Annotated in this window: 19 protein-coding genes; 10 read left to right on the forward strand and 9 right to left on the reverse strand. The window is 61.5% G+C overall.

Annotation, left to right across the window (positions count from 1 at the left end; all coding sequences use genetic code 11):
* Window positions 1-7: 7 nt before the first annotated feature.
* Window positions 8-961: a VirK/YbjX family protein gene (locus tag SSARUM2_RS08340; RefSeq protein WP_033654258.1), complete on the reverse strand. Its 954-nt coding sequence runs from the start codon at window positions 959-961 to the stop codon at window positions 8-10.
* A 194-nt stretch (window positions 962-1,155) separates the two neighbouring features.
* Between SSARUM2_RS08340 and macA the strand changes: the two genes are divergently transcribed.
* Together macA and macB are read left to right on the forward strand one after the other, a co-directional pair.
* Window positions 1,156-2,271: a macrolide transporter subunit MacA gene (macA, locus tag SSARUM2_RS08345; RefSeq protein WP_033637836.1), complete on the forward strand. Its 1,116-nt coding sequence runs from the start codon at window positions 1,156-1,158 to the stop codon at window positions 2,269-2,271.
* On the forward strand, window positions 2,271-4,217 hold the full coding sequence (gene macB, locus SSARUM2_RS08350) for a macrolide ABC transporter ATP-binding protein/permease MacB (RefSeq protein ID WP_049197188.1): 1,947 nt from the start codon (window positions 2,271-2,273) through the stop codon (window positions 4,215-4,217). Before macA ends, macB begins: the two co-directional genes overlap by 1 nt.
* 87 nt (window positions 4,218-4,304) lie before the next feature.
* On the opposite strand, the gene cspD is transcribed toward macB, so the two are convergent.
* Entirely contained in the window at window positions 4,305-4,526 is a 222-nt protein-coding gene (cspD, locus tag SSARUM2_RS08355; RefSeq protein ID WP_004928349.1) for a cold shock-like protein CspD, read from the reverse strand.
* Between the two features lie 355 nt (window positions 4,527-4,881).
* Here cspD and clpS point away from each other — a divergent pair, with 355 nt between their 5' ends.
* Window positions 4,882-5,202: an ATP-dependent Clp protease adapter ClpS gene (clpS, locus tag SSARUM2_RS08360; protein ID WP_004928347.1), complete on the forward strand. Its 321-nt coding sequence runs from the start codon at window positions 4,882-4,884 to the stop codon at window positions 5,200-5,202.
* Between the two features lie 27 nt (window positions 5,203-5,229).
* The gene (gene clpA / locus SSARUM2_RS08365; protein WP_025302261.1) at window positions 5,230-7,509 is read left to right on the forward strand and encodes an ATP-dependent Clp protease ATP-binding subunit ClpA; all 2,280 of its coding nucleotides are present in this window, start codon (window positions 5,230-5,232) and stop codon (window positions 7,507-7,509) included.
* A 205-nt stretch (window positions 7,510-7,714) separates the two neighbouring features.
* Here clpA and infA read toward each other — a convergent pair whose 3' ends face one another.
* From infA to trxB, 5 genes are all read right to left on the reverse strand, one after another.
* Window positions 7,715-7,933: a translation initiation factor IF-1 gene (gene infA, locus SSARUM2_RS08370; protein ID WP_002211347.1), complete on the reverse strand. Its 219-nt coding sequence runs from the start codon at window positions 7,931-7,933 to the stop codon at window positions 7,715-7,717.
* A 105-nt stretch (window positions 7,934-8,038) separates the two neighbouring features.
* Complete coding sequence (gene aat, locus SSARUM2_RS08375; RefSeq protein WP_033637838.1) at window positions 8,039-8,764, reverse strand: leucyl/phenylalanyl-tRNA--protein transferase; 726 nt, start codon at window positions 8,762-8,764, stop codon at window positions 8,039-8,041.
* Between the two features lie 29 nt (window positions 8,765-8,793).
* Window positions 8,794-10,533: a cysteine/glutathione ABC transporter ATP-binding protein/permease CydC gene (cydC, locus tag SSARUM2_RS08380; protein ID WP_060438874.1), complete on the reverse strand. Its 1,740-nt coding sequence runs from the start codon at window positions 10,531-10,533 to the stop codon at window positions 8,794-8,796.
* 2 nt (window positions 10,534-10,535) lie between these two features.
* On the reverse strand, window positions 10,536-12,302 hold the full coding sequence (gene cydD, locus SSARUM2_RS08385; protein WP_060438873.1) for a cysteine/glutathione ABC transporter permease/ATP-binding protein CydD: 1,767 nt from the start codon (window positions 12,300-12,302) through the stop codon (window positions 10,536-10,538).
* 240 nt (window positions 12,303-12,542) lie between these two features.
* A complete protein-coding gene (gene trxB, locus SSARUM2_RS08390) occupies window positions 12,543-13,514 on the reverse strand; it encodes a thioredoxin-disulfide reductase (protein ID WP_033637844.1) in 972 nt (323 codons plus the stop codon).
* Window positions 13,515-14,168: 654 nt separating this feature from the next.
* On the opposite strand from trxB, the gene lrp reads away from it, so the two are divergent.
* The 5 genes from lrp to serS all read left to right on the forward strand — a co-directional run bounded on the left by lrp (window position 14,169) and on the right by serS (window position 22,018).
* Window positions 14,169-14,663 carry a leucine-responsive transcriptional regulator Lrp gene (gene lrp / locus SSARUM2_RS08395; RefSeq protein WP_004928318.1) on the forward strand — a complete coding sequence of 165 codons (495 nt, stop codon included), beginning with the start codon at window positions 14,169-14,171 and terminating at the stop codon, window positions 14,661-14,663.
* Window positions 14,664-14,783: 120 nt separating this feature from the next.
* Window positions 14,784-18,452, forward strand: a complete 3,669-nt coding sequence (locus SSARUM2_RS08400; protein WP_060453033.1) for a DNA translocase FtsK 4TM domain-containing protein — start codon at window positions 14,784-14,786, stop codon at window positions 18,450-18,452.
* 198 nt (window positions 18,453-18,650) lie between these two features.
* Window positions 18,651-19,262 (forward strand): outer membrane lipoprotein chaperone LolA, encoded by a 612-nt coding sequence (lolA, locus tag SSARUM2_RS08405; protein ID WP_019454555.1) that lies wholly within the window; start codon window positions 18,651-18,653, stop codon window positions 19,260-19,262.
* A 67-nt stretch (window positions 19,263-19,329) separates the two neighbouring features.
* Window positions 19,330-20,616 (forward strand): replication-associated recombination protein A, encoded by a 1,287-nt coding sequence (locus tag SSARUM2_RS08410; protein WP_048322053.1) that lies wholly within the window; start codon window positions 19,330-19,332, stop codon window positions 20,614-20,616.
* Window positions 20,617-20,725: 109 nt separating this feature from the next.
* Window positions 20,726-22,018, forward strand: coding sequence for a serine--tRNA ligase (gene serS / locus SSARUM2_RS08415; RefSeq protein ID WP_033637847.1), 1,293 nt, complete (start codon window positions 20,726-20,728; stop codon window positions 22,016-22,018).
* A 51-nt stretch (window positions 22,019-22,069) separates the two neighbouring features.
* Here the strand turns inward: serS and SSARUM2_RS08420 are convergent, their stop codons facing one another.
* Window positions 22,070-22,435, reverse strand: coding sequence for a DUF1801 domain-containing protein (locus SSARUM2_RS08420; RefSeq protein WP_060438871.1), 366 nt, complete (start codon window positions 22,433-22,435; stop codon window positions 22,070-22,072).
* Between the two features lie 163 nt (window positions 22,436-22,598).
* On the opposite strand from SSARUM2_RS08420, the gene SSARUM2_RS08425 reads away from it, so the two are divergent.
* On the forward strand, window positions 22,599-23,750 hold the full coding sequence (locus tag SSARUM2_RS08425; RefSeq protein ID WP_033637849.1) for an MFS transporter: 1,152 nt from the start codon (window positions 22,599-22,601) through the stop codon (window positions 23,748-23,750).
* A gap of 49 nt (window positions 23,751-23,799) precedes the next feature.
* Here SSARUM2_RS08425 and pflA read toward each other — a convergent pair whose 3' ends face one another.
* Window positions 23,800-24,540 carry a pyruvate formate lyase 1-activating protein gene (pflA, locus tag SSARUM2_RS08430; RefSeq protein ID WP_033637850.1) on the reverse strand — a complete coding sequence of 247 codons (741 nt, stop codon included), beginning with the start codon at window positions 24,538-24,540 and terminating at the stop codon, window positions 23,800-23,802.
* Window positions 24,541-24,796: the final 256 nt, after the last annotated feature.

Here is a 24,796-nt window from a genome sequence, read left to right on the forward strand (position 1 = left end):
CCGGGTGTTATCGGGCGCAGAAATGCGCCGCCAATCCCTGTTCCAGCTCGTCCAGCAGCTGATAGCGGCGGCGATACTCGGCGCGCTTCTTGCTGGCAACCTCTTCGATCGGCTTGCGGGCGATGCGCTCGGGCAGCAGGAAATAGCCGCTGTCGAGCGGTTTGGCGCCCATCGACAGCCAGAACTGATCGTAATCGGCGTGCAGTTGGTCCTTCTTCTTACTCTGGTAACGCCAATTTTGATAGATATGGGTGGCGTTGCCGACCGCCACGATCTGGCGGATGCCGAGGTGCCGCGCCAGCGTGCAGATGCCTTCCAGCACCAGCCGTTTGGGGAACAGGCCGTGGCACTCTTTGGTGGTGTGCTGGATCTCGGCGTGCGGCACCTCATGGTTTGCGCCCTGCAGGCCGCCGATGAACAGCGTCGGCTGCTGCTGATAATGCATCAGCGCAAAGGTGATCTCCGCCAGCATCACGCCGTTGGCGTTGCGCAGCAGCAGCGTGGCTTCCCCTTCCTTATTCAGCTTGTCGATCGCCGCCAGTTCCAGCGCGATCGGCGCTCCGTTTTTGCCCATCGCGCGGGCCAGCACGAAAGGCTGCGGGCCGAGGTGGCCGAGGCGCATCTTCAGCGGCATGCGCTGCGCGATGAGATCGTAATGATCGCGCAGGGCGAACAGGCATTCTATCTTGCTCATGTTGGCCGCCAGGTACGGGCGATGCAGTTTGCACGGCAGGTTCGGCTGCGCGCTCAGGATCTCCTCCAGCAGCGGGTTGCTGGCCAGGGTGCTGAGCAGGCCGCTGGTGGTGCGCCAGTTGAGCAGCGAACGGCCGAGAAACTTCAGGCGAAACGCGGGCTTTTTCCAGGCGTTGCTTGGCGCCTTTTCGCCATTGATCAGCGCCGTCATCAGTTGCCAGCCGTTAAGGGGCCGGGCGGAGGCGAGTGGGTAGCTGAGCTGTGACATGATGAAATCCTTGGCTGTATTGAATGGCGCTATTTCATCAAGGCTTCACTAAACGGGAGTTCAATGCTGAACTGTAACCAGGCGTGTCTCCACATTGTGTTGAGCTAAGGTTTAGTTATTCCCTACGGTGCGTGCTAATTTAGCTCCGCCGCCGCAATGGGCGGTTGATATTCACAAGCACAGGCAGGTCAATTTTGACAGGGTTTACAGGACATAAACGCCGCTGGATACTCGTTCTGGCGGTCATTGCGGCGCTTGCCGCAGCGGCCGTTTGGCACTTTCGCCATCCGGCGCCAACCGATTTCAAAACGGTGAAAGCCAGCAAACGCGATCTGCAGCAGAACGTGTTGGCGACCGGCCAGCTGGACGCGGTGCGCAAGGTTGACGTCGGCGCGCAGGTCAGCGGGCAGTTGGAAAAGCTGTATGTCGAGATCGGCGACAAGGTGAAGAAAGGCCAGTTGCTGGGCGTTATCGATCCGCAACAGGCGCAGAACAGCATCCGCGAAGGCGAGGCGACGCTGCGTGAACTGCATGCGCAACTGCTGCAGGCGCAGGCCGAACAGCAGCTGGCGGCGGTCACGCTGCAGCGCAACCAGGCGTTGGCCAAGCTGCAGGCGGTGTCGCGCCAGGATCTGGATCAGGCGGCGACGCAGCTGGCGGTGAAGAAAGCGCAGGTGGGCACCATCAATGCGCAGATCGCGCGGAACCAGGCCAGCCTGGATACCGCCAAGATCAACCTGGCCTATACCCGCATCGAGGCGCCGATGGATGGCGACGTGGTGCAGATCACCACGCTGCAGGGCCAGACGGTGATCGCGGCGCAGCAGGCGCCGAACATTCTGACGCTGGCGGATCTCGGCACCATGCTGGTGAAGGCGCAGGTGTCGGAGGCCGACGTCATCAACCTCAAGCCGGGTCAGAAGGCCTGGTTCACGGTGCTGGGCGATCCGACCCGGCGCTTCGACGGCGTGCTGAAAGACATTCAGCCGACGCCGGAAAAGGTCAACAACGCCATCTTCTATTATGCGCGTTTCGAAGTGCCCAACCCGGAAAGGCTGCTGCGCTTGCAAATGACGGCGCAGGTGCATATTCAGTTGGCAGGCGTCGAGCAGGCGCTGGTGATCCCGCTGGCGGCGCTGGGCGATCAGATCGCCGACAATCGCTACCACGTCTCGGTGCTGAAGCAGGGCAAGGAAGAGAAGCGCGAGGTGGCCATCGGCCTGCGCAACAATATCGACGTGCAGATCCTCAGCGGCCTCGAGGCGGGCGATGAGGTGATCGTCAGCCGCGGCGGCGTGGAGGCCGGCTGATGGCGGCGCTGTTGCAGCTGAGCGGCATTCGCCGCAGCTACCGTTCCGGCGAGCAGACGGTGGAGGTGCTGAAGGGGATCAGCCTGAGCATCGACGCCGGTGAAATGGTGGCGATCATGGGGGCCTCCGGCTCCGGCAAATCGACGCTGATGAACATTCTCGGCTGTCTGGACAAGCCGAGCGCCGGCGTGTATCGGGTGGCCGGGCAGGATGTGGCGACGCTGAGCGACGATGCGCTGGCGCAGCTGCGGCGCGAGCATTTCGGCTTTATCTTTCAGCGCTATCATCTGCTGCCGCACCTGAGCGCAGCGCACAACGTCGAAGTGCCGGCGGTGTACGCGGGGCTGGGCAAAGCGGCGCGGCGCGAGCGGGCGGAGGCGCTGTTGCGGCGTCTGGGGCTGGGGGAGCGCGTCAACTACCGGCCGAGCCAGCTTTCCGGCGGCCAGCAGCAGCGCGTCAGCATCGCCCGCGCGCTGATGAACGGCGGGCAGGTGATCCTGGCGGATGAACCGACCGGCGCGCTCGACAGCCACTCCGGCGAAGAGGTGATGGCGATCCTCAAACAGCTGTGCGCCCAGGGCCACACGGTGATCCTGGTGACCCACGATCCGGCGGTGGCGCGCCAGGCGGAACGGATCATCGAGATCCGCGACGGCGAGATTATCGCCGATTCGCGCCCGGCACCGCAGGAGAATGCGCAGGCCAAGCCGCTGGCGCTGGCCGCCGCGGCACCTTCCTGGCGGCAGATGGGCGGCCGTTTCCGCGAGGCGCTGGTGATGGCCTGGCGCGCGATGGCGGCCAACAAGATGCGCACCGCGCTGACCATGCTCGGCATCATTATCGGCATCGCCTCGGTGGTGTCGATCCTGGTGATCGGCGACGCCGCCAAGCAGATGGTGCTGGCGGACATTAAATCTATCGGCACCAACACCGTCGATATCTACCCCGGCAAGGACTTCGGCGATGACGATCCGACCTACCGGCAATCGTTGAAATACGGCGATCTCGATGCGCTGCGCGAACAGCCGTACATCAGCGCGCTGTCGCCGAGCATCAGCAGCAGCATGCGGCTGCGCTTGGGCAACGTCGACGCGGCGGCCAACGTCAACGGCGTCAGCGAGCAGTTCTTCCGCGTGTACGGCATGAGCTTTACCCAGGGCGTCGGCATCGACTCGATGCAGGTGCAGTCGCAGGCGCAGACGGTGGTGATCGACGCCAATACCCAGCGGCGGCTGTTCCCGCACCAGAAGAACGTGGTGGGCGAGGTGATCCTGGTAGGCAACATGCCGGCGACGGTGGTCGGCGTGGCCAGGGAGAAGCAGTCGATGTTCGGCAGCAGCAAGACGCTGAACGTGTGGGTGCCTTACAGCACCATGGCCAACCGATTGATGGGCAACAATTATTTTGACTCGATCACCGTGCGCATCCGCGACGGCTACGACAGCAAGGAAGCGGAACAGCAGCTGTCGCGCCTGTTGACGCTGCGCCACGGCAAGAAGGACTTCTTCACCTATAACATGGACAGCCTGGTGCAAACCGCCGAGAAAACCACCCGCACGCTGCAGCTGTTCCTGACGCTGGTGGCGGTGATTTCGCTGGTGGTCGGCGGCATCGGCGTGATGAATATCATGCTGGTGTCGGTGACCGAACGCACGCGCGAGATCGGCATCCGCATGGCGGTGGGCGCCCGTTCCGGCGACGTGTTGCAGCAGTTCCTGATCGAAGCGGTTCTGGTCTGCCTGGTGGGGGGCGCGCTGGGGATTACGCTGTCGTTCGCCATCGGCCTGGCGGTGCAGCTGGTATTGCCGGGCTGGCAGATCAGCTTCCCGCCGGCGGCGTTGCTGAGTGCGTTCCTCTGTTCCACCGGCATCGGCGTGGTGTTCGGCTATCTGCCGGCGCGCAATGCCGCGCGGCTGAATCCGATCGATGCGCTGGCGCGCGAGTAGGTAACAGGCATAAAAAATGCCAGTCACACGGCGGCTGGCATTTTTATCGCAGTCACGCTCAGTGCAGCGCGACTTTGCCGGAAGCGTTTAGGACAGCGCCTCGCTTTCCACCGGCACAATAAGACTGGCATGGTTCCCTTTCGGCCCTTGATGCACGTCGAAGCTGACCTGCTGGCCCGCCTTCAACGTTCTGTAACCATCCATCTTGATGGTGGAATAATGCGCGAAAATATCTTCGCCGCCGCCGGCTGGGCAGATGAAGCCAAAACCTTTGGCGTTGTTAAACCATTTAACAGTACCCGTCTCCATGCTTTTACATCCCTCGCAACGCTATTTTAAGTGAGATGAATAACTGATTTCGCACCCGCCGTGGGCGGGTAGCAGGGTGGACAAGGGGTGGTTAAAAGACCACCAGCCACGAATTTACACTCTAGAGCAAATGATCGGGGCGTCAAGGGATCGGCTTTTGTCGGCGGGGAGCAGTTCACCAAAGTTTGAAGCAGGTAACGCTATTGCCACGATTCAGTCACAATTGGCCCGTTTTTTTGCGCACGTTACAGTGCGGCGGGACGATGCCGAAGATGATAAAATAGTAACTATCCCCACTTTGAATAACCGAAACCTGCCCCCATATCTGAGGGCAGAGCAGAGAAGATGAGCAGCGATGGGCAATAACAACGACTGGCTAAACTTTGAACACTTGGCCGAAGAAAAACAAATCGATGCGGTAAAACCGCCGTCTATGTATAAAGTTATACTTAACAACGACGATTACACACCGATGGAATTTGTGATTGACGTTCTGCAAAAGTTCTTTTCTTATGATATTGAACGCGCAACGCAACTGATGCTCACGGTCCACTATCAAGGCAAGGCGATCTGTGGTGTTTTTACCGCCGAGGTGGCGGAAACCAAAGTCGTCCATGTGAACCGGTACGCAAGGGAGAACGAGCATCCGTTGCTTTGTACGCTGGAAAAAGCCTGAATAAGGCAATCTATTGGGGAGGTGCTTATGCTCAATCAAGAACTGGAACTCAGTCTCAACATGGCTTTCGCCAGGGCGCGTGAGCACAGACACGAGTTTATGACCGTGGAGCACCTGTTGCTGGCGTTGCTGAGCAACCCTGCCGCGCGAGAAGCGCTTGAGGCATGTACGGTGGATCTGGCCGCGTTGCGCCAGGAGCTGGAAGCCTTCATCGAACAAACCACACCGACGCTGCCCGCCGGCGAAGAAGAGCGCGACACTCAGCCGACGCTCAGCTTCCAGCGCGTGCTGCAGCGCGCGGTCTTCCATGTGCAATCTTCCGGCCGCAGCGAAGTGTCCGGCGCCAACGTGTTGGTGGCCATCTTCAGCGAGCAGGAGTCGCAGGCGGCCTATCTGCTGCGCAAACACGACGTCAGCCGTCTCGACGTGGTGAACTTCATTTCACATGGCACGCGTAAAGACGAGCCGGGCCAAGCGCCGAATGCGGAAAACCCGGTGAACGAAGAGCAGTCCGGAGGGGAAGACCGTATGGAAAACTTCACCACCAACCTCAATCAGTTGGCCCGTGTGGGCGGCATCGATCCGTTGATCGGCCGCGATCGTGAGCTGGAGCGCGCGATTCAGGTGCTGTGCCGCCGTCGTAAAAACAACCCGCTGCTGGTCGGCGAATCCGGCGTCGGCAAGACCGCCATCGCCGAGGGCCTGGCCTGGCGTATCGTGCAGGGCGACGTGCCGGAAGTGATGGCGGACTGCACGCTGTATTCGCTGGACATCGGTTCACTGCTGGCCGGCACCAAATACCGCGGCGACTTCGAGAAGCGCTTCAAGGCGCTGCTCAAGCAGCTGGAGCAGGATCAGAACAGCATTCTGTTCATCGATGAAATTCACACCATCATCGGCGCCGGCGCGGCTTCCGGTGGGCAGGTGGATGCCGCCAACCTGATCAAACCGCTGCTGTCGAGCGGCAAGATCCGGGTGATCGGCTCGACCACCTACCAGGAGTTCAGCAACATCTTCGAAAAGGATCGTGCGCTGGCGCGCCGTTTCCAGAAGATTGACATCACCGAGCCGACGGCGGAAGAGACCGTTCAGATCATCAACGGCCTGAAGACCAAGTATGAAGCGCACCACGACGTGCGTTATACCGCCAAGGCGATCCGCGCCGCGGTGGAGCTGTCGGTGAAATACATCAACGATCGTCATCTGCCGGACAAGGCGATCGACGTGATCGACGAGGCGGGCGCCCGCAGCCGGTTGATGCCGGCCAGCAAGCGCAAGAAAACCGTCAACGTGGCCGATATCGAATCCGTGGTGGCGCGCATCGCTCGTATCCCGGAGAAAACCGTGTCGGCCAGCGATCGCGACGTGCTGAGAAACCTGGGCGATCGCCTGAAGATGCTGGTGTTCGGCCAGGATCAGGCGATCGAAGCGCTGACCGAAGCGATCAAGATGAGCCGCGCCGGCTTGGGCCACGAGCGCAAGCCGGTCGGTTCCTTCCTGTTCGCCGGGCCGACCGGGGTCGGGAAAACCGAGGTCACCGTACAGTTGGCCAAGGCGATGGATATCGAGCTGCTGCGTTTCGACATGTCCGAGTACATGGAGCGGCATACCGTCAGCCGTCTGATTGGCGCGCCTCCGGGCTATGTTGGTTACGATCAGGGCGGGCTGCTGACCGATGCGGTGATCAAGCATCCGCATGCGGTGGTGCTGCTCGATGAGATCGAGAAGGCGCACCCGGACGTGTTCAACCTGCTGCTGCAGGTGATGGACAACGGCACGCTGACCGACAACAACGGCCGCAAGGCGGACTTCCGCAACGTGATCCTGGTGATGACCACCAACGCCGGGGTGCGGGAAACCGAACGCAAGTCGATCGGCCTGGTGCAGCAGGACAACAGCACCGACGCGATGGAAGAGATCAAGAAGGTGTTTACGCCGGAATTCCGCAACCGTCTGGACAACATCATCTGGTTCAACCATCTGTCTACCGAGGTGATCCAGCAGGTGGTCGACAAGTTTATCGTCGAACTGCAGGCGCAGCTGGATGCGAAGGGCGTCTCGCTGGAAGTGAGCGACGAAGCGCGCGACTGGCTGTCGGTGAAGGGCTACGACCGCGCGATGGGCGCTCGTCCGATGGCGCGCGTCATGCAGGAAAATCTGAAGAAACCGTTGGCCAACGAACTGCTGTTCGGCTCGCTGGTGGACGGCGGCTCCGTGAAGGTCGAGCTGGACAAGGACAAGAAACAGCTGACCTACCACTTCCTCAGCGCCGCCAAGCGCAAGGCGGACGAGGGCGCGGTGCACTAAGGCCGCCTTCAGGCAAAGAAAAAGCGATGCTTCGGCATCGCTTTTTTTATGGGTGAGATTCACCGTACAACAGAAACGAGTGAGCCCTCTCAGTTTACCTGCGCACCTGCAACCCGTTGTGTAACGTCGCTGCGGGGGTAAACGGAAAGGGCTCCCGAGGGATTACATCCTCGATGCCGCCAACGTGTGGCGCGCGGTGAGCCGATTAACGGCTACGGAAGACAATGCGGCCTTTGCTCAGGTCGTACGGGGTCAGCTCTACAGTGACTTTGTCGCCCGTCAGGATGCGGATATAGTTTTTACGCATTTTACCGGAGATGTGTGCGGTTACCACGTGCCCGTTTTCCAATTCAACGCGGAACATGGTGTTCGGCAGCGTATCAAGAACGGTGCCCTGCATTTCAATATTGTCTTCTTTGGCCATCGAATCCTCTAGGTCTAACTACCTTAGTTTTTAACCGGCAAGATAATGCCGAAAAACCCCCATTATGTAAAGATGTGTCGGTGAACATTGCACCGTTTCCACCAATTAGTTTACTGGAGAGGGCGGTTCAGCCGGCTGTGGGGATATGACTTGCGGCTCCCAGCACGCCGGCGCCAAAGGCCGCCGTTGAAGGGTGCTGAGCTGCTGCAAAAATTGACGGCGCGGAATTTCACGCGCGCCAAGGCGGGCAGTGTGAGCGTTCAGCACCTGGCAGTCAATCAATTCCCCGCCATAAGCGGCAAAATGGCGGCAAAAGGCCATCAATGCGCATTTTGAGGCGTTGGTGACGCGGCTGAACATCGATTCGCCGCAGAACAACGCGCCCTGCGCCACGCCATACATGCCGCCGACCAGTTGATTATCCTGCCATACCTCCACCGAGTGCGCGTAGCCGAGGCGGTGCAGATGCTGATAGGCGCGCTGCACCTCCGGGCCGATCCAGGTGCCTTCATCCGGCCGGTGGGCGCAGGCGGCGATCACCGCGGCGAAGTCGTGATTGAGCGTGATGCGAAACGGATCGTGGCGCAAAAAGCGTTTCAGGCTGCGGTTGAGATGAAACTCTGTCGGGAACAGCACCGCACGCGGATCGGGCGACCACCACAGGATGGCTTCCCCCGGCGAATACCAGGGGAAGATGCCGCGCTCGTAGGCCGCCAGCAGCCGCGGCGCCGTCAGGTCGCCGCCGATAGCCAACAGGCCGTTAGGGTCGCGCAGGGCGCTTTCAGGCGAGGGGAACGCCAGCGACTGTGGGGAAAGCTTCACGATGCGCATACGGGGTCTCTGCGTCCTCTACGGGCCGATTACGGCGCCAGGTTGCTGATACGGTTGCGAAAGCGGGCATAGCGGCCCTGCCGGCGCATCAGGGTGGCGTGATCGCCCTGTTCGACAATCCGGCCGTCGTCCATTACGCAAATGCGGTCGAGATGCTCCAGGCCGTACAGACGGTGCGTCACCAGGATCAGCGTCTTACCCTGACAGTGCCGGCGCAGCAGCGCCAGGATCTGCTGCTCGGTTTCGGCGTCCAGCCCTTCGGTCGGTTCGTCGAGCAGCAGCAGCGGGGCCGGGTGCAGCAGCGCGCGGGCGATGCCCAGGCGGCGCTGTTCGCCGCCGGACAGCTGCCGGCCGCCTTCGCCCAGCCAGGCGTTCAGCCCGCCGTCGCTGTCCAGCAATTTATCCAGCCCCACCTGCCGCAGCACCTCGCTCAGGCGAGCGTCGTCGGCATCCGGCGCGGCCAGCCGCAGGTTTTCCCGCAGCGTATCGCTGAAGATATGCACCCGCTGGCTGACGACCGTGGTCATCCGACGCAGCGTGGCTTCATCATAATCCTCCAGCGGTTCGCCGTTGAGCAGAATTTTTCCGCCGTCGGTGCGCCAGGCGCGGGTCAGCAGCTGCAGCAGGGTGGACTTGCCGCAGCCGGTGCGGCCGAGCAAAGCGATGTGTTCGCCGGCCGCGACCTCGAGCGTGACGTCGCGCAGCACCGGCTGCGGTTGGTCGGGGTAGGTGAAGCTCAGCTGTTGCAGGCTAAGCTGAGCCCGATCGGCGGCGGCCGGGCCGGCGGCCGGGAAGGTGACCTCCGGCTGACGATCGATGATCTGCCTGACCCGCGTGGCGGAGGCAATGACCTGGCCGAGGTGCTGGAAGGCGCCGGCGACCGGCATCAGCGCTTCGAACGACGCCAGCGCGGCGAAGACAAACAGTGCGATCAGCGCGCCGGGCTGGGTATCGCCGCCGATGCCGGCGGCGGTCAGCCACAGCAGCAGCGTTACCGTCAGCCCGCTGGCGAGGATCATCAGCGCCTGCGCCTTGCCGCTCAGCGAGGCCTGCTGCCACTGGCGGCGTTGCCACCGCTGTTCGGTGGCGTTCAGCGTCTGGCGGAAGTCGTTGACGGCGCCGAACACCACCAGCTCCGCCTGCCCCTGCAGCCAGGCGGTCAGGTCGGTGCGGTATTGGCCGCGCAGCGCGGTAAGCTGGCCGCCGATCGGCTTGCCGGCGCGATAAAACACCGGCGGTACCAGCAGCAACAACAGCAACAGGATGCCGCCCAGCGTCAGGGCGAGCGCAGGATCCAGCCAGCTCAGGCCGTAGGTGACCACCAGGATCACCACCGCTGCGCTGATCAGCGGCGAGATCACCCGTAGATAAAGATGATCCAGCGTGTCCACGTCCGCCACCAGGCGGTTGAGCAGCTCGGCCTGGCGGAAACGGGCGATGCCGCCCGGCGTCAGCGGCAGGATCTTGCTGAAGGTGAACACCCGCAGATGCGACAGCACGCGGAAGGTGGCGTCGTGGCTGACGACTCGCTCAGCGTAGCGCCCGGCGGTGCGGAAGATCGCCGCGCCGCGCACGCCGGCGGCCGGCAGCATGTAGTTAAAGGTCAGCAGGCCCGCCAGTCCGGCCAGCGACGAGGCGGCCAGGAACCAGCCGGAGAGCGCCAGCAGGCCGATGCTGGCCAGCAGAGTGACGATCGCCAAGAGGATGCCGAGGCTAATCAGCAGGCTATGGCGGCGGTACAACGCCAAAAACGGCAGCAAAACGCGCATGATTAAAGCTCCCCGCGGCGATGGGCGATCAGAGTGGCGAACAGGCCCGGCTGGGCGCTGAGGGTGGCGTAATCGCCCTGTTGCACGATGCGCCCGTTATCCATCACCCAAATCTGATCGTAGTCTTCGGTGTCTTCCAACTGGTGCGTCACCAGCAGGGTGGTTTGCTGATGCGAAGCGGCGTTCAACGCCTGCATCACCCGCTGCTCGCTGTGGGCATCGAGGCTGGCGGCCGGTTCATCCAGCAGCAGCAGGCGGCGCGGGCCGATCAGCGCCCGGGCGACCGCTACGCGCTGCGCCTGGCCGACCGACAGGCGGGCGGCGTTGTCGCCCACTTCGGTGTCGAGCCCCTGCGGCAGATAAGGGAGCAGTTCGCTGACGTAGGCGAGTTCCACCGCCTGCTGCAGCTGCGCTTCGTCAGCCTGCGGGCAGCCCAACAGGATATTGGCGCGCAGGGTTTGCGCCGGCAGGTGCGGGTTCTGGCCGACCCAGCTCAGCTGCTGGCGCCAGGTTTCGGCGGACAGTTCACGCAGCTCGACGCCGTTGACGGTCAGCGATCCGCGATAGGGCAGGAAGCCGAGCAGCAGATTGAGCAGTGAACTTTTGCCGGCGCCGCTCAGCCCGACCAGCGCCACGCGCTGCTGCGGTTGCAGGGTGAAACTCAGCGGCCCGGCCAGCAGCACGCCGTTCGGCGACAGGATTTCCAACGCGTTCGCCTGCAGCGTCAGCGGTTGATCGGCGGGCAGTTGCCGCGTGCCGTTGCCCATCTGCTCGCCTTCAGCGCTGAGGAAGGTTTCCAGCGCTTCCGCCGCGCCGACCGCCTGCGCCTTAGCGTGGTAGAAGGTGCCGAGATCGCGCAGCGGTTGGAAAAACTCCGGCGCCAGAATCAACACCAGAAAACCGGAAAACAGCGTTACGCCGAGGCCGTAGCTGCCGAAGTTGAGTTCGCCGAGGTAGGAAAAGCCGAAGTACACCGCCACCACGGCGATGGAGATCGAAGCGAAGAACTCCAGCACGCCGGAAGAGAGGAAGGCCATGCGCAGCACTTCCATGGTGCGGCTACGGAAGTCTTCGGAAGATTTGGCGATCTGCGCGGTTTCGGCCTGCGCGCGGTCGAACAGCCGCAGGGTGTCCAGGCCGCGCAGGCGGTCGAGGAAGTTGCCGCTCAATCGCGCCAGCGCCACGAAGTTGCGGCGGTTGGCGTCGGCGGCCCCCATGCCGACCAGCACCATGAACAGCGGGATCAGCGGCGCGGTCGCCAGCAGAATGATGCCTGCGGCCCAATTGATCGGGAAGACGGCGATCAGGATCAGCAGCGGGATGAAGACCGCCAGATACATCTGCGGCAGATATCGCGAGTAATAGTCCTGCATATCCTCGATCTGCTCGACGATGATGCTGGCCCAGCTGCCCGCCGGTTTGCCCTGGATCCAGGCCGGCCCGAGCTGCTGCAGCTTATCCAGCACCTGTTGGCGCATGCGCTGGCGGATCACCTGGCCACACCGGAAACCGACCCGTTCCCGCAGCCAGCTTAACAGCGCCCGCAGCGCGAACGCGGCGGCCAGCCAGATAAACGAAGGGATCAGCTGTTCGCGTGGGGTATGCTCGATGATCAGGGCGTGCAGCAGGCTGGCCAACAGCCACGCCTGCGCCACGATCAGCAGGCCGCTGAATAGCCCCAACAACATGGAAAGGCGCAACCAACGCTGCGCTAACGAACTCTGGGTTTTAAGCCAACGGGTTAACTGTTGCTGTCTGGTTTTTTTCATCAGATATGCGTCTGCGTCGCCGGCGCCCGTTTGTTACGGGCTGGGTTAACGTACTGTTAAATAATAGTGTTTGGCGCAATCGGCGACAAACAAGCGAGGCCCCATGTTACCTCGTCACCCGGCAGACTGAAAATAATAAAGCGGCCAAATGTGGCTATAACAGACGCGAGAAGGGGAGTGCGGAGGGGGGAAACAAAAAAAGCGGCTCGAGAGCCGCTTTTTGCTGATGAAGAGAATGTTTTAGCAAACTTCTGCGCCGGCGATGCCGTCCAGGTAACGCTCCGCGTCCAGCGCCGCCATACAGCCGGTGCCGGCGGAGGTGATCGCCTGGCGGTAGATGTGATCCATCACGTCGCCCGCGGCGAACACGCCGGGGATGGTGGTTTGGGTCGCATTGCCGTGAATGCCGGACTGCACCTTGATGTAGCCGTTTTCCAGCTCCAGCTGGCCGCCGAAGATGCCGGTGTTCGGGCTGTGGCCGATAGCGATGAACACGCCGGCCAGTTCCAGTTCACGGGTTTCGTTTTCCGCTTTGGTGCTGCGGATACGCACGCCGGTCACGCCCATTTCATCGCCCAGCACTTCGTCCAGCGTATGGTCGGTGTGCAGCACGATGTTGCCGCTTTTCACTTTTTCCATCAGCCGGTCGATCAGGATCTTCTCCGAGCGGAAGCTGTCGCGGCGGTGGATCAGGTGAACCTCGGCGGCGATGTTGGACAGGTACAGCGCTTCTTCAACAGCGGTGTTGCCGCCGCCGACCACCGCGACTTTCTGGTTGCGGTAGAAGAAGCCGTCGCAGGTCGCACAGGCGGAAACGCCTTTGCCCTTGAAGGCCTCTTCGGAAGGCAGGCCAAGATAGCGGGCGGAGGCGCCGGTCGCGATGATCAGCGCGTCGCAGCTGTATTCGCCGCTGTCGCCGAACAGGCGGAACGGACGCTGCTGCAGATCGACGCTGTTGATGTGATCGAAGACGATTTCGGTCTGGAACTTCTCCGCATGCTCGCGCATGCGCTCCATCAGCGCCGGACCGGTCAGGCCTTCGGCGTCGCCCGGCCAGTTTTCCACTTCAGTGGTGGTGGTCAGCTGGCCGCCTTGTTCCATACCGGTGATCAGCACCGGGCTCAGGTTGGCGCGCGCCGCGTAAACGGCGGCGGTGTAACCGGCCGGGCCGGAGCCCAGAATCAGTAATTTGCTATGTTTAGCCGTGCCCATGAATAACCTCTTTATTCCACAATGGCGGACAATGAAGCCGATTGTAGGGAAAATGACGCAGTAAAAAAAGCGCCGGGCGACGTTGTTAACGATTTGTATGATAGTTGTCGCCTATTAATGCACCCGCTGTCGGCAAATCGTACGCCGAACGCAGAAATTTACCTTATCAAAGTCGCATTAGGCCGCTGAATCGCCAAGCGCGCAAAAACGGCGCATTCTGCGACTTAGGCCGCTCCCTGCCGGGGTTTATCTGCCAGCGATTCATAACCAAAAATGGGATGCAGACTTTTCGTGACGGTACGTTGTTCTGATTTTGCTTCTTTTACTTTGACAATCCGCTGCGCATTTGCGAAAACATCATAGGAAGAAGAAATTATCCCCGTAACACCAGCAAATCGTACGTATTTGCGCCGCGAGGCGGCAATGCGCGGTGGATGTGCGGAGCAGGGCGCGCAAGCGTTTGCTGATTTTTTCTCGACCTTAACGTCGTTACCGGCGCCGCGCGGGGTTGGACAGACAGGCTGCGCGGCGTGGAATGATGGTAGTGAAGAAGCATATGACAGGCATCGGGTCTTCGCTTGGAACGAACCCTTACACATTGACGTTGGCTAGGGTGTGGCAAGTGCACGGAAGAAAATAAGAGAGACAATAATAATGGCAGACAACAAGAAACGCCCGGGTAAAGATCTTGACCGTATCGACCGCAACATCCTGAATGAGCTGCAGAAGGATGGGCGTATTTCGAACGTCGAGCTTTCGAAGCGCGTGGGGTTATCCCCGACGCCATGTTTGGAACGCGTGCGCCGTCTCGAGCGCCAGGGTTTCATTCATGGCTATACCGCATTGCTTAACCCGCATTATCTGGATGCGTCCCTGCTGGTTTTCGTGGAGATCACGCTGAACCGCGGCGCGCCGGATGTGTTTGAGCAATTCAACTCGGCAGTGCAGAAGCTTGAAGAGATTCAGGAGTGTCATCTGGTTTCCGGTGATTTCGACTACCTGTTGAAAACCCGCGTACCGGACATGTCGGCTTACCGTAAACTGCTGGGCGAAACCTTGCTGCGTTTGCCGGGGGTCAACGACACCCGTACCTACGTAGTGATGGAAGAAGTGAAACAGAGTAACCGTCTGGTTATCAAAACACGGTAAGGTGCAGGTGCAAAACCTGATTAAATTGGTTACACTCCTGTTTATTCATACAGTTTCGGCGCCGGGGAAGCTTCTCGGCGCTGTTGCTATGTCAGCTAACAGGAACCTGGAGAGCCTTTCTTGAGCCAGGAATATACAGAAGATAAAGAAGTTACCCTGAAAAGACTCAGCAGTGGCCGGCGTTTGCTGGAGGCTGTGCTTATCGTGGTAGCGATTTTTGCCGTTTACCTCATGGCTGCGCTGGTCAGTTTCAACCCGTCTGACCCAAGCTGGTCGCAGACCGCGTGGCATGAGCCGATTCACAACTTGGGCGGCGGTGTTGGGGCCTGGTTGGCCGACACGCTGTTCTTCACCTTCGGGGTGCTCGCCTACGCGATACCACCGATCATGCTGGTTCTGTGCTGGGCGGCCTATCGCCAACGGGCCAACAGAGACTACGTCGACTATTTCGCGCTCTCCCTGCGCCTGATCGGCACCCTGGCGTTAGTGCTCACCTCCTGTGGGCTGGCGGCGCTGAACGTTGACGATCTCTATTACTTCGCTTCCGGCGGCGTGATCGGCAGCCTGCTGAGCAACGCCATGTTGCCATGGTTCAACGGCATCGGCGCCACGCTGGCGCTGCTGTGCGTGTGGGCGGCGGGGCTGACGCTGTTTACCGGCTGGTCCTGGCTGGTGATCGCCGAGAAGATCGGCGGGGCGGTGCTGGGCGTCGCGACCTTCATGACCAACCGTTCGCGTCGCGAAGCGCGTTATTTCGAGGATGACGAGCGTTACGTTGACGACGAGCCTGAGCAGGCAGGGAAGGGCGCCGCCGCAGCGGTTGCCACGACCGCCGCCGGAGCCGCGGCCGCCGATGACGACGTGTTGTTCTCTGCGCCTTCGGTCACTGAAAGCGCCAAAGAGGCGGCGGAAGACGCCGCCGATCCGTTGCTCAGCGGCCTGCGAGCCGATGATGGTGAGGTTGAAGCCGACGCCGCGCCAATCGCACCGGTGGTTTCGCCTGCACCGGCGGTGAAGGCAGCGATCCACGAGCCCGTTGCAGCGCCGATCGCCGCTCAGGCGCCGTCGGTAACGGTGGCGCCGGCCGCGCCGGCCTCGGTCAATCAGCACCCGGTGAGCGCCCCGGCGCAAGACGCCACGCCGCCGCTGTACTCCTTCGAAATTCCGGAAGAAACGCCTGCACCGAAGGCGACGCGTCCTGTCGATCCTTATCAGGATGACGATGAGCCGCGTCTCGGCAATTGGCAAGAGCCGGCTGCGCCGCAGCCGCCGGCGCGTTCTCCCTTTGATTTTACCGCCGCGCAGCGCGACAGCGCCGACGTCAGCGGAGCGGGTGGTTTCAGCGCTACCGGTGCCAAGCCACAGCTGGATACGGCAGCCGCTGCCGCAGCGGGCGCCGCAGCGGCGACCTTTATGCCGGCCTTCACGGCCACCAGCGACGGCAATCCGCAGGTTAAGCAGGGCATCGGCCCTGAGCTGCCGCGGCCGAACCCGGTGCGCATCCCGACCCGTCGCGAGCTGGCTTCTTACGGCATCAAGCTGCCTTCGCAGCGTGCGGCCGAGCAGGAACAGCGCCAGGCGGATCCTCAGCAGCCGACGGCGGTGAGCCCGCAGGAAGAAGAGGCGCTGCAGGAAGCCGCGCTGCGTCAGGCGTTTGCCGAGCAGCAAAGCCAACGCTACGGCGAAAGCTACGCGCCGGAGCAACAAGATGACGAGAGCGCCCTGCAGGAAGCCGAGCTGAGCAAGGCGTTTGCCGAGCAGCAGAACCAACGCTACGGCGAAGGCTATCAACAGGACGACGAAGAGGCGCTGCAAGAGGCCGCGCTGCGCCAGGCGTTCGCCGAGCAGCAGCAGGAGCGCTACGGCCAGCAAGCGCCTGCTCCGCAAGCGCCGGCCGCCAGCCCGGTGGATACCCGCAATGCTTTCAGCTTCTCGCCGATGGCGGATCTGGTGGATGATGGCCCGAGCGAGCCGATGTTCACGCTGTCTCCGCAGCTTGAAGAGCGCATTGAACAGCAAAGCGAGCAACAGGACGACGTGCCGTTCGGCCAGTTTGAGCCTGCGGCGCCGGTTGCCCAACCTCAGCAACCGCACTCGCAGCCTCAGCAATACCAGCAGCCGCAGCAACAACAGTATCAACAGCCGTCGCAGCAGCAGTATCAACAGCCGTCGCAGCCATATCAGCAGCCACAGCAACCGGTGCAGCAGCAGCCTCAGCAAACTCAGGCCGAGCAGCATCCGGCGATGGACAGCTTGATTCACCCGTTCCTGATGCGCAACGATCAGCCGCTGCAGAAGCCGACCACGCCGCTGCCGACGCTGGATCTGCTGACCGAGGCCCCGAAAGAGGTAGAACCGGTCGACTCCTTCGCGCTGGAACAGAAGGCGCGTCTGGTGGAGGCCAGCCTGGCCGATTACCGCGTGAAAGCCGACGTGGTAGACATCCTGCCGGGGCCGGTCATCACCCGCTTCGAGCTGGATCTGGCGCCGGGCGTTAAAGCGGCGCGCATTTCCAACCTGTCGCGCGATCTGGCACGCTCGCTGTCGACGTCGGCGGTGCGCGTGGTAGAAGTGATCCCCGGCAAGCCTTACGTCGGTCTGGAGCTGCCGAACGCCAAGCGGCAAACGGTGTACCTGCGCGAAGTGCTGGATTGCCCGGCCTTCCGTGACAACCCGTCGCCGCTGTCCATCGTATTGGGTAAGGACATCTCCGGCGAACCGGTGGTGGCCGATCTGGGCAAAATGCCGCACTTGCTGGTCGCCGGTACCACCGGTTCCGGTAAGTCGGTCGGGGTCAACGCCATGATCCTGAGCATCCTGTATAAAGCCACGCCGAAAGAAGTGCGCTTTATCATGATCGACCCGAAAATGCTGGAGCTGTCGGTTTACGAAGGCATTCCTCACCTGTTGACCGATGTGGTCACCGACATGAAAGACGCTGCCAACGCGCTGCGCTGGTGCGTGGGGGAAATGGAACGCCGCTACAAGCTGATGTCTGCCCTGGGCGTGCGTAACCTGGCGGGCTACAACGAGCGCGTCGATCAGGCCGAGGCGATGGGGCGTCCGATCCCGGATCCGTTCTGGAAGCCGACCGACAGCATGGACATCACGCCGCCGGTGTTGGAGAAAGAGCCGTACATCGTGGTGATGGTCGACGAATTCGCCGATCTGATCATGACGGTCGGCAAGAAGGTCGAAGAGTTGATCGCTCGCCTGGCGCAGAAAGCGCGTGCGGCGGGTATCCATCTGGTGCTGGCGACCCAGCGTCCGTCGGTGGATGTGATCACGGGTCTTATCAAGGCCAACATCCCGACGCGTATCGCCTTTACCGTGTCGAGCAAAATCGACTCCCGCACCATCCTCGATCAGGGGGGCGCCGAGTCCTTGCTGGGTATGGGCGATATGCTCTATCTGGCACCGAACTCCTCGATTCCGGTGCGCGTGCATGGCGCATTCGTGCGCGATCAGGAAGTGCACGCGGTGGTCAAGGATTGGAAAGCGCGCGAGCGGCCCCAATATAAAGAGGGCATTCTCAGCGGCGGCGAAGACGGCGAGGGCGGTGCCGGCGGCGGTATGGACGGCGACGAAGAGCTGGATCCGCTGTTTGACCAGGCGGTGGATTTCGTGGTGGACAAACGCCGCGCCTCCATCTCCGGCGTGCAGCGCCAGTTCCGTATCGGCTATAACCGCGCGGCGCGCATCATCGAACAGATGGAAGCGCAGGGCATCGTCAGCGAGCAGGGGCACAACGGCAACCGCGAGGTGCTGGCGCCGCCGCGGCACGATTGATGGTCGTTTAGCCATTGCAATTCAATAAGAAAGGGCCGCTTAAGCGGCCCTTGTGCAAAGAAGCGTAAACCCGTTTCTTCTCGGAACATTGGCCTACCGGCCGATCGCCGGCTTCGGGTAAAGTAACCGGGTAAAGGGTTGATTTGACCCGCACGGCGTCGCCCTGCGGTTAACGCATTTCATAAGGTATCTGGAATAATGAAAAAACTGTTAGTTGCCTGCTGTCTGCTTTCGGGATTCGCTTCTACCTCCGTGCTGGCCGACGCCGCACAGGATCTGCAAAGTCGCCTGGCGAAGGTGAACAGTTTCCACGCCAGCTTCTCGCAAACCGTGACCAGCGCCGACGGTGCCGCGGTGCAACAGGGGGAAGGCGAGCTGTGGGTGAAGCGGCCGAACCTGTTCAACTGGCACATGACGTCACCCGATGAGAGCGTGCTGGTCTCCGATGGCCAAACCCTGTGGTTCTATAACCCATTCGTCGAGCAGGTGACGGCGACCTGGCTGAAGAACGCCACCGGCAATACGCCGTTTATGCTGATCACCCGCAATAATGCCAGCGACTGGAAACAGTACAACGTGAAGCAAAAGGGCGATGATTTCGAGCTGACGCCGAAGTCCGCCAGCGGCAACCTGAAGCAGTTCGCCATCAGCGTGACCAACAGCGGCACCATCCGCAGCTTCGCCGCGGTGGAGCAGGACGGTCAGCGCAGTTCCTACACGCTGAAAAGCCAGCAGAACGTCGCCGCCGATCCGGCCAAATTCAAATTTACCCCGCCGAAGGGGGTGACGCTGGACGACCAGCGCCAGTGAGGTGCAAGTGAGTAATAATCTGTCGCTCGATTTTTCCCAGAACGAGTTCCAGCCGTTGGCCGCGCGTATGCGGCCGACCACGCTGGCGCAGTATATCGGCCAGCAGCACCTGCTGGCCGCCGGCAAGCCGCTGCCGCGCGCCATTGAGGCCGGGCAACTGCACTCGATGATTTTATGGGGGCCGCCGGGCACCGGGAAGACGACGCTGGCAGAACTGATCGGCCGTTACGGCCAGGCGGATGTCGAACGGATCTCTGCCGTGACCTCCGGTATCAAGGAGATCCGCGAGGCGATCGAGCGGGCGCGGCAAAATCGCGACGCCGGCCGCCGCACCATCCTGTTCGTCGACGAAGTGCACCGCTTCAATAAGAGCCAGCAGGACGCTTTCCTGCCGCACATCGAAGACGGCACCATCACCTTTATCGGCGCCACCACCGAAAACCCGTCGTTCGAGCTGAACTCGGCGCTGTTGTCCCGCGCCCGCGTTTACCTGCTGAAGGCGCTGACCGCCGAAGATATCGGCCAGGTGCTGGATCAGGCGATGGGCGACAAGGCGCGCGGCTTTGGCGGCCAGAATATCGAGCTGCCGGCGGAAACGCGCCGCCTGCTGTCGGAGCTGGTGGGCGGCGACGCGCGCCGGGCGCTGAACAGCCTGGAAATGATGGCCGACATGGCGGAGTTGGACGCCAAAGGCGTGCGGGTGCTGACGCCGGAGCTGCTGAAAGAGGTGTCGGGCGAGCGCAGCGCGCGCTTCGACAATAAGGGCGACCGTTATTACGATCTGATTTCCGCGCTGCATAAATCGGTGCGCGGCTCGGCGCCGGACGCCGCGCTGTATTGGTATGCGCGCATCATTACCGCCGGCGGCGATCCGCTCTACGTGGCGCGCCGTCTGTTGGCGATTGCCTCTGAAGACGTGGGCAACGCCGATCCGCGCGGCATGCAGGTGGCGATCGCCGCCTGGGATTGCTTCACCCGCGTGGGGCCGGCGGAGGGCGAGCGCGCCATCGCGCAGGCGATCGTCTACCTGGCCTGCGCGCCGAAGAGCAATGCGGTCTACACCGCGTTCAAGGCCGCCATGCGCGACGCCAAAGAGCAGGCCGATTATGACGTGCCGGAGCACCTGCGCAACGCGCCGACCAAGCTGATGAAGGAAATGGGGCTGGGGGCGGAGTACCGCTACGCCCACGACGAACCCAACGCCTACGCCGCCGGCGAGAACTATTTCCCGCCCGAAATGGCCCATACGCGCTACTATCAACCGACCTCGCGCGGGCTGGAAGGAAAAATCGGCGAAAAGTTGGCATGGCTGGCTGAGCAGGATCAAAATAGCCCGACAAAACGCTACCGCTAGCGAGGCCGTTGCGGTAAGGTTAGCGGGTATCACTCTTCTTTTATGCGGCTATAAATCAGCCGCATAGAACAACAACACTTCTTTCAATAACAACAAGCACAGGATTAGCATGCTCGATCCCAATCTGCTGCGTAATGAGCTAGACGCAGTCGCCGTCAAACTGGCTCGCCGAGGCTTTAAACTCGATCTGGATCTGCTGCGTTCGCAGGAAGAACGTCGCAAAGTTCTGCAGGTAGAAACTGAAACGCTGCAAGCGGAACGCAACTCCCGATCGAAATCCATCGGCGCGGCCAAAGCGCGTGGGGAAGACATCGAGCCGCTGCGTCGCGAAGTGAACGAGCTGGGTGACAAGCTGGATGCCGCCAAGGCGGCGCTGGATGCGTTGCAGAGCGAGATCCGCGATTACGCCCTGACGCTGCCTAACCTGCCGGACGACGCCGTGCCGGATGGTAAAGACGACAGCGAAAACCTGGAAGTTGCTCGCTGGGGCGAACCGCGCCAGTACGACTTCGCGGTGCGCGATCACGTCGACCTGGGCGAAATGGCCGGCGGGCTGGATTTTGCCGCCGCGGTTAAGCTGACCGGTTCGCGCTTCGTGGTGATGAAAGGGCAAATCGCCCGCATGCACCGCGCGCTGTCCCAGTTCATGCTGGATCTGCACACCGAGCAGCACGGCTACCTGGAGGCCTACGTGCCTTACCTGGTTAACCACGCCACGCTGTACGGTACCGGCCAGCTGCCGAAGTTCGGCGAAGACCTGTTCCATACCCGTCCGCTGGAAGAAGAAGCCGACAGCAGCAACTACGCGCTGATCCCAACGGCGGAAGTGCCGCTGACCAACCTGGTGCGCGACGAGATCGTGGAAGAGGAAACTCTGCCGCTGAAAATGACCGCACACACGCCATGCTTCCGCGCGGAAGCCGGTTCTTACGGCCGCGACACCCGCGGTTTGATCCGCATGCACCAGTTCGACAAGGTCGAGATGGTGCAGATCGTTCGTCCGGAAGATTCGATGGATGCCCTGGAAGAGCTGACCGGCCACGCGGAAAAAGTGCTGCAGCTGCTGAACCTGCCTTACCGCAAGGTGCTGCTGTGCACCGGCGACATGGGCTTCGGCGCGTGCAAAACTTACGATCTGGAAGTGTGGCTGCCGGCGCAGGATACCTACCGCGAGATCTCGTCCTGCTCCAACATGTGGGACTTCCAGGCGCGTCGCATGCAGGCGCGCTGCCGCAGCAAAGCCGACAAGAAACCGCGTCTGGTTCACACCCTGAACGGCTCCGGCCTGGCGGTTGGTCGTACGCTGGTGGCGGTGCTGGAAAACTACCAGCAGGCCGACGGCCGCATTCAGGTGCCTGAAGTGCTGCGTCCTTATATGGGCGGCCTGGAATATATCGGCTAAACGGCAAACCACAAAAAAAGCGCCTGCGGGCGCTTTTTTTATGTCGAGAATTCAGTCTGGCGCCAGCGTATAAGCCTGTTGAAGGTAGTCCGCCAGATGCTTGCTCTTCACCTCGGCGGGCGAGTGGAGCTTGATGTGCCGCCGATACTGGCCGCTGCCTTCGAGCTGGTGATGGCTGTCTGCCAGCCGGTAGCCGTGGCCGAATTCCACCGTGACGTGGTGGCGGTAGGCGAAAACGCCGCAGAAAAATTGGCTATGCGAGAACATGATGCCGCCGTATTTGACCGACTCGGTGACGCCGTTGCCGCTCGCCGCAGCTATCCGGCGCACCTGCTGTACGATCTCCAGCAGTTCGCCGTGCGTGCTGCCGATGTCCGCCAGCAGGGCCTCTACCGCCGCATCATTTGCCTGACTCATTTTGCCTCTTTGTCGTTAAATTCGCTCTGCGCTGAGCATAGCGCTTTTTCAGCCGGTTAGCCGGAAACAAATCGTGCGGTGCAATGATAAGAGGCGATTGACTTTTTTATCGCCAGTGGCATGATGCGCGCACTCTCATTGCGCGTTCGGTCACAATTTCACTATGTCCGCATACTCCCGCCCAGTGCTCTTATTGCTCTGCGGTCTTTTGCTGCTCACGGTATCCATTGCCGTTTTGAATACGTTAGTGCCCCTTTGGTTAACCCATGCTCAGCTGTCGACTTGGCAGGTGGGAATGGTCAGCTCTTCTTACTTCAGCGGCAACCTGTTGGGCACGCTGGTGGCGGGCAAACTGATCCAGCGCGTCGGTTTTACCCGCAGCTATCATCTTTCTTGTCTGGTGTTCGCCGCTGCGACTGCCGGCATGGTGCTGTCGATCGATTTTTGGAGCTGGCTGGGCTGGCGCTTCTTCGCCGGCGTCGGTTGCGCCTGGATCTGGGTGATCGTGGAGAGCGCGCTGTTGCGCAGCGGCAACCTGAGCAACCGCGGCCAGCTGCTGGCGGCCTATATGATCGTTTATTACCTTGGTACGGTGACCGGCCAATTGCTGTTGAGCATGACCTCGACCGAATTGTTGCACGTGGTGCCGTGGGTGACCGCCATTGTGATCAGCGCCATGCTGCCGATGCTGTTCGCGCGGGTCAACCGCCATGAAGACGAGCCGCAGCAGGCGGCGGTATGGACCATGCTGAGACGCCGCAGCGCGCGCCTCGGCATCAACGGTTGCATCATTTCCGGCATCGTGCTCGGTTCGCTGTACGGCCTGATGCCGTTGTACCTCTCCCATCAGGGCATGAGCGACGCCAACGTCGGTTACTGGATGGCGCTGCTGGTCAGCTCCGGCATCGTCGGCCAATGGCCGGTCGGGCGCCTGGCCGATCGTTACGGGCGCCTGTTGGTGCTGCGCATTCAGGTGTTCGTGGTGATCCTCGCCAGCGTGGCGATGCTCGGCAACTACGCCATGGCGCCTTCGCTGTTCATCCTCGGCTGCGCCGGCTTTACCCTGTATCCGGTGGCGATGTCCTGGGCCTGCGAGAAGGCGCTGCCGCACGAGTTGGTGGCGATGAACCAGGCGCTGTTGATGAGTTACACCATCGGCAGCCTGCTGGGGCCGTCGATGACGGCGTTGCTGATGCAAAACTATTCCGACCGCGTGCTGTTCGTGATGATCGCCGCCGTGGCGCTGGTTTACCTGCTGATGCTGCTGAAGAAACAGAAGCCGGATCACCATCACACGCCGTTCGCCGCCGCCTGAGCATGAAAAAACCGGCCATGAGCCGGTTTTTTCTTTTGGCGTGCGCCAATCAGTAAATCACTTTGTGGCCGTAGCTTTCCAGGATGCCTTTGACGCGATCCATGGTCTCGGCTTTCGGCGGGTGCACGCCGTCCAGCTTGTACTCTTCCCCCATCGCTATCCATTTGTGCTTGCCCAGCTCGTGGTAAGGCAGCAGCTCGATTTTCTCGATGTTGGTCATGTCTTTGGTGAACTCGCCCAGCAGGTGCGCCGACTTATCGTCGTCTGACCAGCCCGGCACCACCACGTAGCGGATCCAGGTGCGCTGGTTGCGTTTCGCCAGGTAGCGGGCGAATTCCAGCGTGCGGTGATTGGAGACGCCGACCAGGTTCTGGTGGATCTCGTCGTTCATCTGTTTCAGATCCAGCATCACCAGATCGGTGGTGTCCAGCAGCTCGTCGATCACCGGATCGTAGCGGCGCACAAAACCATTGGTGTCCAGGCAGGTATTGATGCCTTCGGCGTGGCAGGCGCGGAACCAGTCGCGCACGAATTCAGCCTGCAGGATCGCCTCGCCGCCGGACGCGGTCACGCCGCCGCCGGAGGCGTTCATGAAGTGGCGGTAGGCCACCGCGTCTTTCATCAGCTCTTCGACGGTCACTTCCTTGCCGCCGTGGGTGTCCCAGGTGTCGCGGTTATGGCAATAGAGGCAGCGCATCAGGCAGCCCTGGAAGAAGACGATAAAGCGGATCCCGGGCCCATCGACGGTGCCGCAGGATTCGAAGGAGTGGATGCGACCAATTGCTGACATTGCGGGGTTTTCTCCAATATTGACTGTCAAACGCAGTCTAAAAATAGGCGCGTGGCCGCCGGCCAGGTATCTGCGATGCAGCAGCGGGTGGAACCGCCACCGGGGTAATGATGCCTGTCGGCCGGTCAGTTGCCGGATAACTGTTTTGCCGGCTATCCATTCAGTATAGATGTCCGGCAAAACAGACTCGTACAGAGTCAGGGGAGAGCGGTGGGAGAAAAGGGCCGGCAAAACCGGCCCCTGCGTTGGTGCCGAG

Origin of the sequence: Serratia sp. K-E0102, assembly GCF_029962625.1 — a bacterium.
GTDB classification, from domain to species: domain Bacteria; phylum Pseudomonadota; class Gammaproteobacteria; order Enterobacterales; family Enterobacteriaceae; genus Serratia; species Serratia sarumanii.

Excerpts from the sequence above, each read along its gene's own strand:
- SSARUM2_RS08340 (WP_033654258.1), bottom strand. The coding sequence starts at position 961 with ATGTCACAGCTCAGCTACCCACTCGCCTCCGCCCGGCCCCTTAACGGC.
- macB (WP_049197188.1), top strand. The coding sequence starts at position 2,271 with ATGGCGGCGCTGTTGCAGCTGAGCGGCATTCGCCGCAGCTACCGTTCC.
- cspD (WP_004928349.1), bottom strand. The coding sequence starts at position 4,526 with ATGGAGACGGGTACTGTTAAATGGTTTAACAACGCCAAAGGTTTTGGC.
- clpS (WP_004928347.1), top strand. The coding sequence starts at position 4,882 with ATGGGCAATAACAACGACTGGCTAAACTTTGAACACTTGGCCGAAGAA.
- clpA (WP_025302261.1), top strand. The coding sequence starts at position 5,230 with ATGCTCAATCAAGAACTGGAACTCAGTCTCAACATGGCTTTCGCCAGG.
- infA (WP_002211347.1), bottom strand. The coding sequence starts at position 7,933 with ATGGCCAAAGAAGACAATATTGAAATGCAGGGCACCGTTCTTGATACG.
- aat (WP_033637838.1), bottom strand. The coding sequence starts at position 8,764 with ATGCGCATCGTGAAGCTTTCCCCACAGTCGCTGGCGTTCCCCTCGCCT.
- cydC (WP_060438874.1), bottom strand. The coding sequence starts at position 10,533 with ATGCGCGTTTTGCTGCCGTTTTTGGCGTTGTACCGCCGCCATAGCCTG.
- cydD (WP_060438873.1), bottom strand. The coding sequence starts at position 12,302 with ATGAAAAAAACCAGACAGCAACAGTTAACCCGTTGGCTTAAAACCCAG.
- trxB (WP_033637844.1), bottom strand. The coding sequence starts at position 13,514 with ATGGGCACGGCTAAACATAGCAAATTACTGATTCTGGGCTCCGGCCCG.
- lrp (WP_004928318.1), top strand. The coding sequence starts at position 14,169 with ATGGCAGACAACAAGAAACGCCCGGGTAAAGATCTTGACCGTATCGAC.
- lolA (WP_019454555.1), top strand. The coding sequence starts at position 18,651 with ATGAAAAAACTGTTAGTTGCCTGCTGTCTGCTTTCGGGATTCGCTTCT.
- SSARUM2_RS08410 (WP_048322053.1), top strand. The coding sequence starts at position 19,330 with ATGCGGCCGACCACGCTGGCGCAGTATATCGGCCAGCAGCACCTGCTG.
- serS (WP_033637847.1), top strand. The coding sequence starts at position 20,726 with ATGCTCGATCCCAATCTGCTGCGTAATGAGCTAGACGCAGTCGCCGTC.
- SSARUM2_RS08420 (WP_060438871.1), bottom strand. The coding sequence starts at position 22,435 with ATGAGTCAGGCAAATGATGCGGCGGTAGAGGCCCTGCTGGCGGACATC.
- SSARUM2_RS08425 (WP_033637849.1), top strand. The coding sequence starts at position 22,599 with ATGTCCGCATACTCCCGCCCAGTGCTCTTATTGCTCTGCGGTCTTTTG.
- pflA (WP_033637850.1), bottom strand. The coding sequence starts at position 24,540 with ATGTCAGCAATTGGTCGCATCCACTCCTTCGAATCCTGCGGCACCGTC.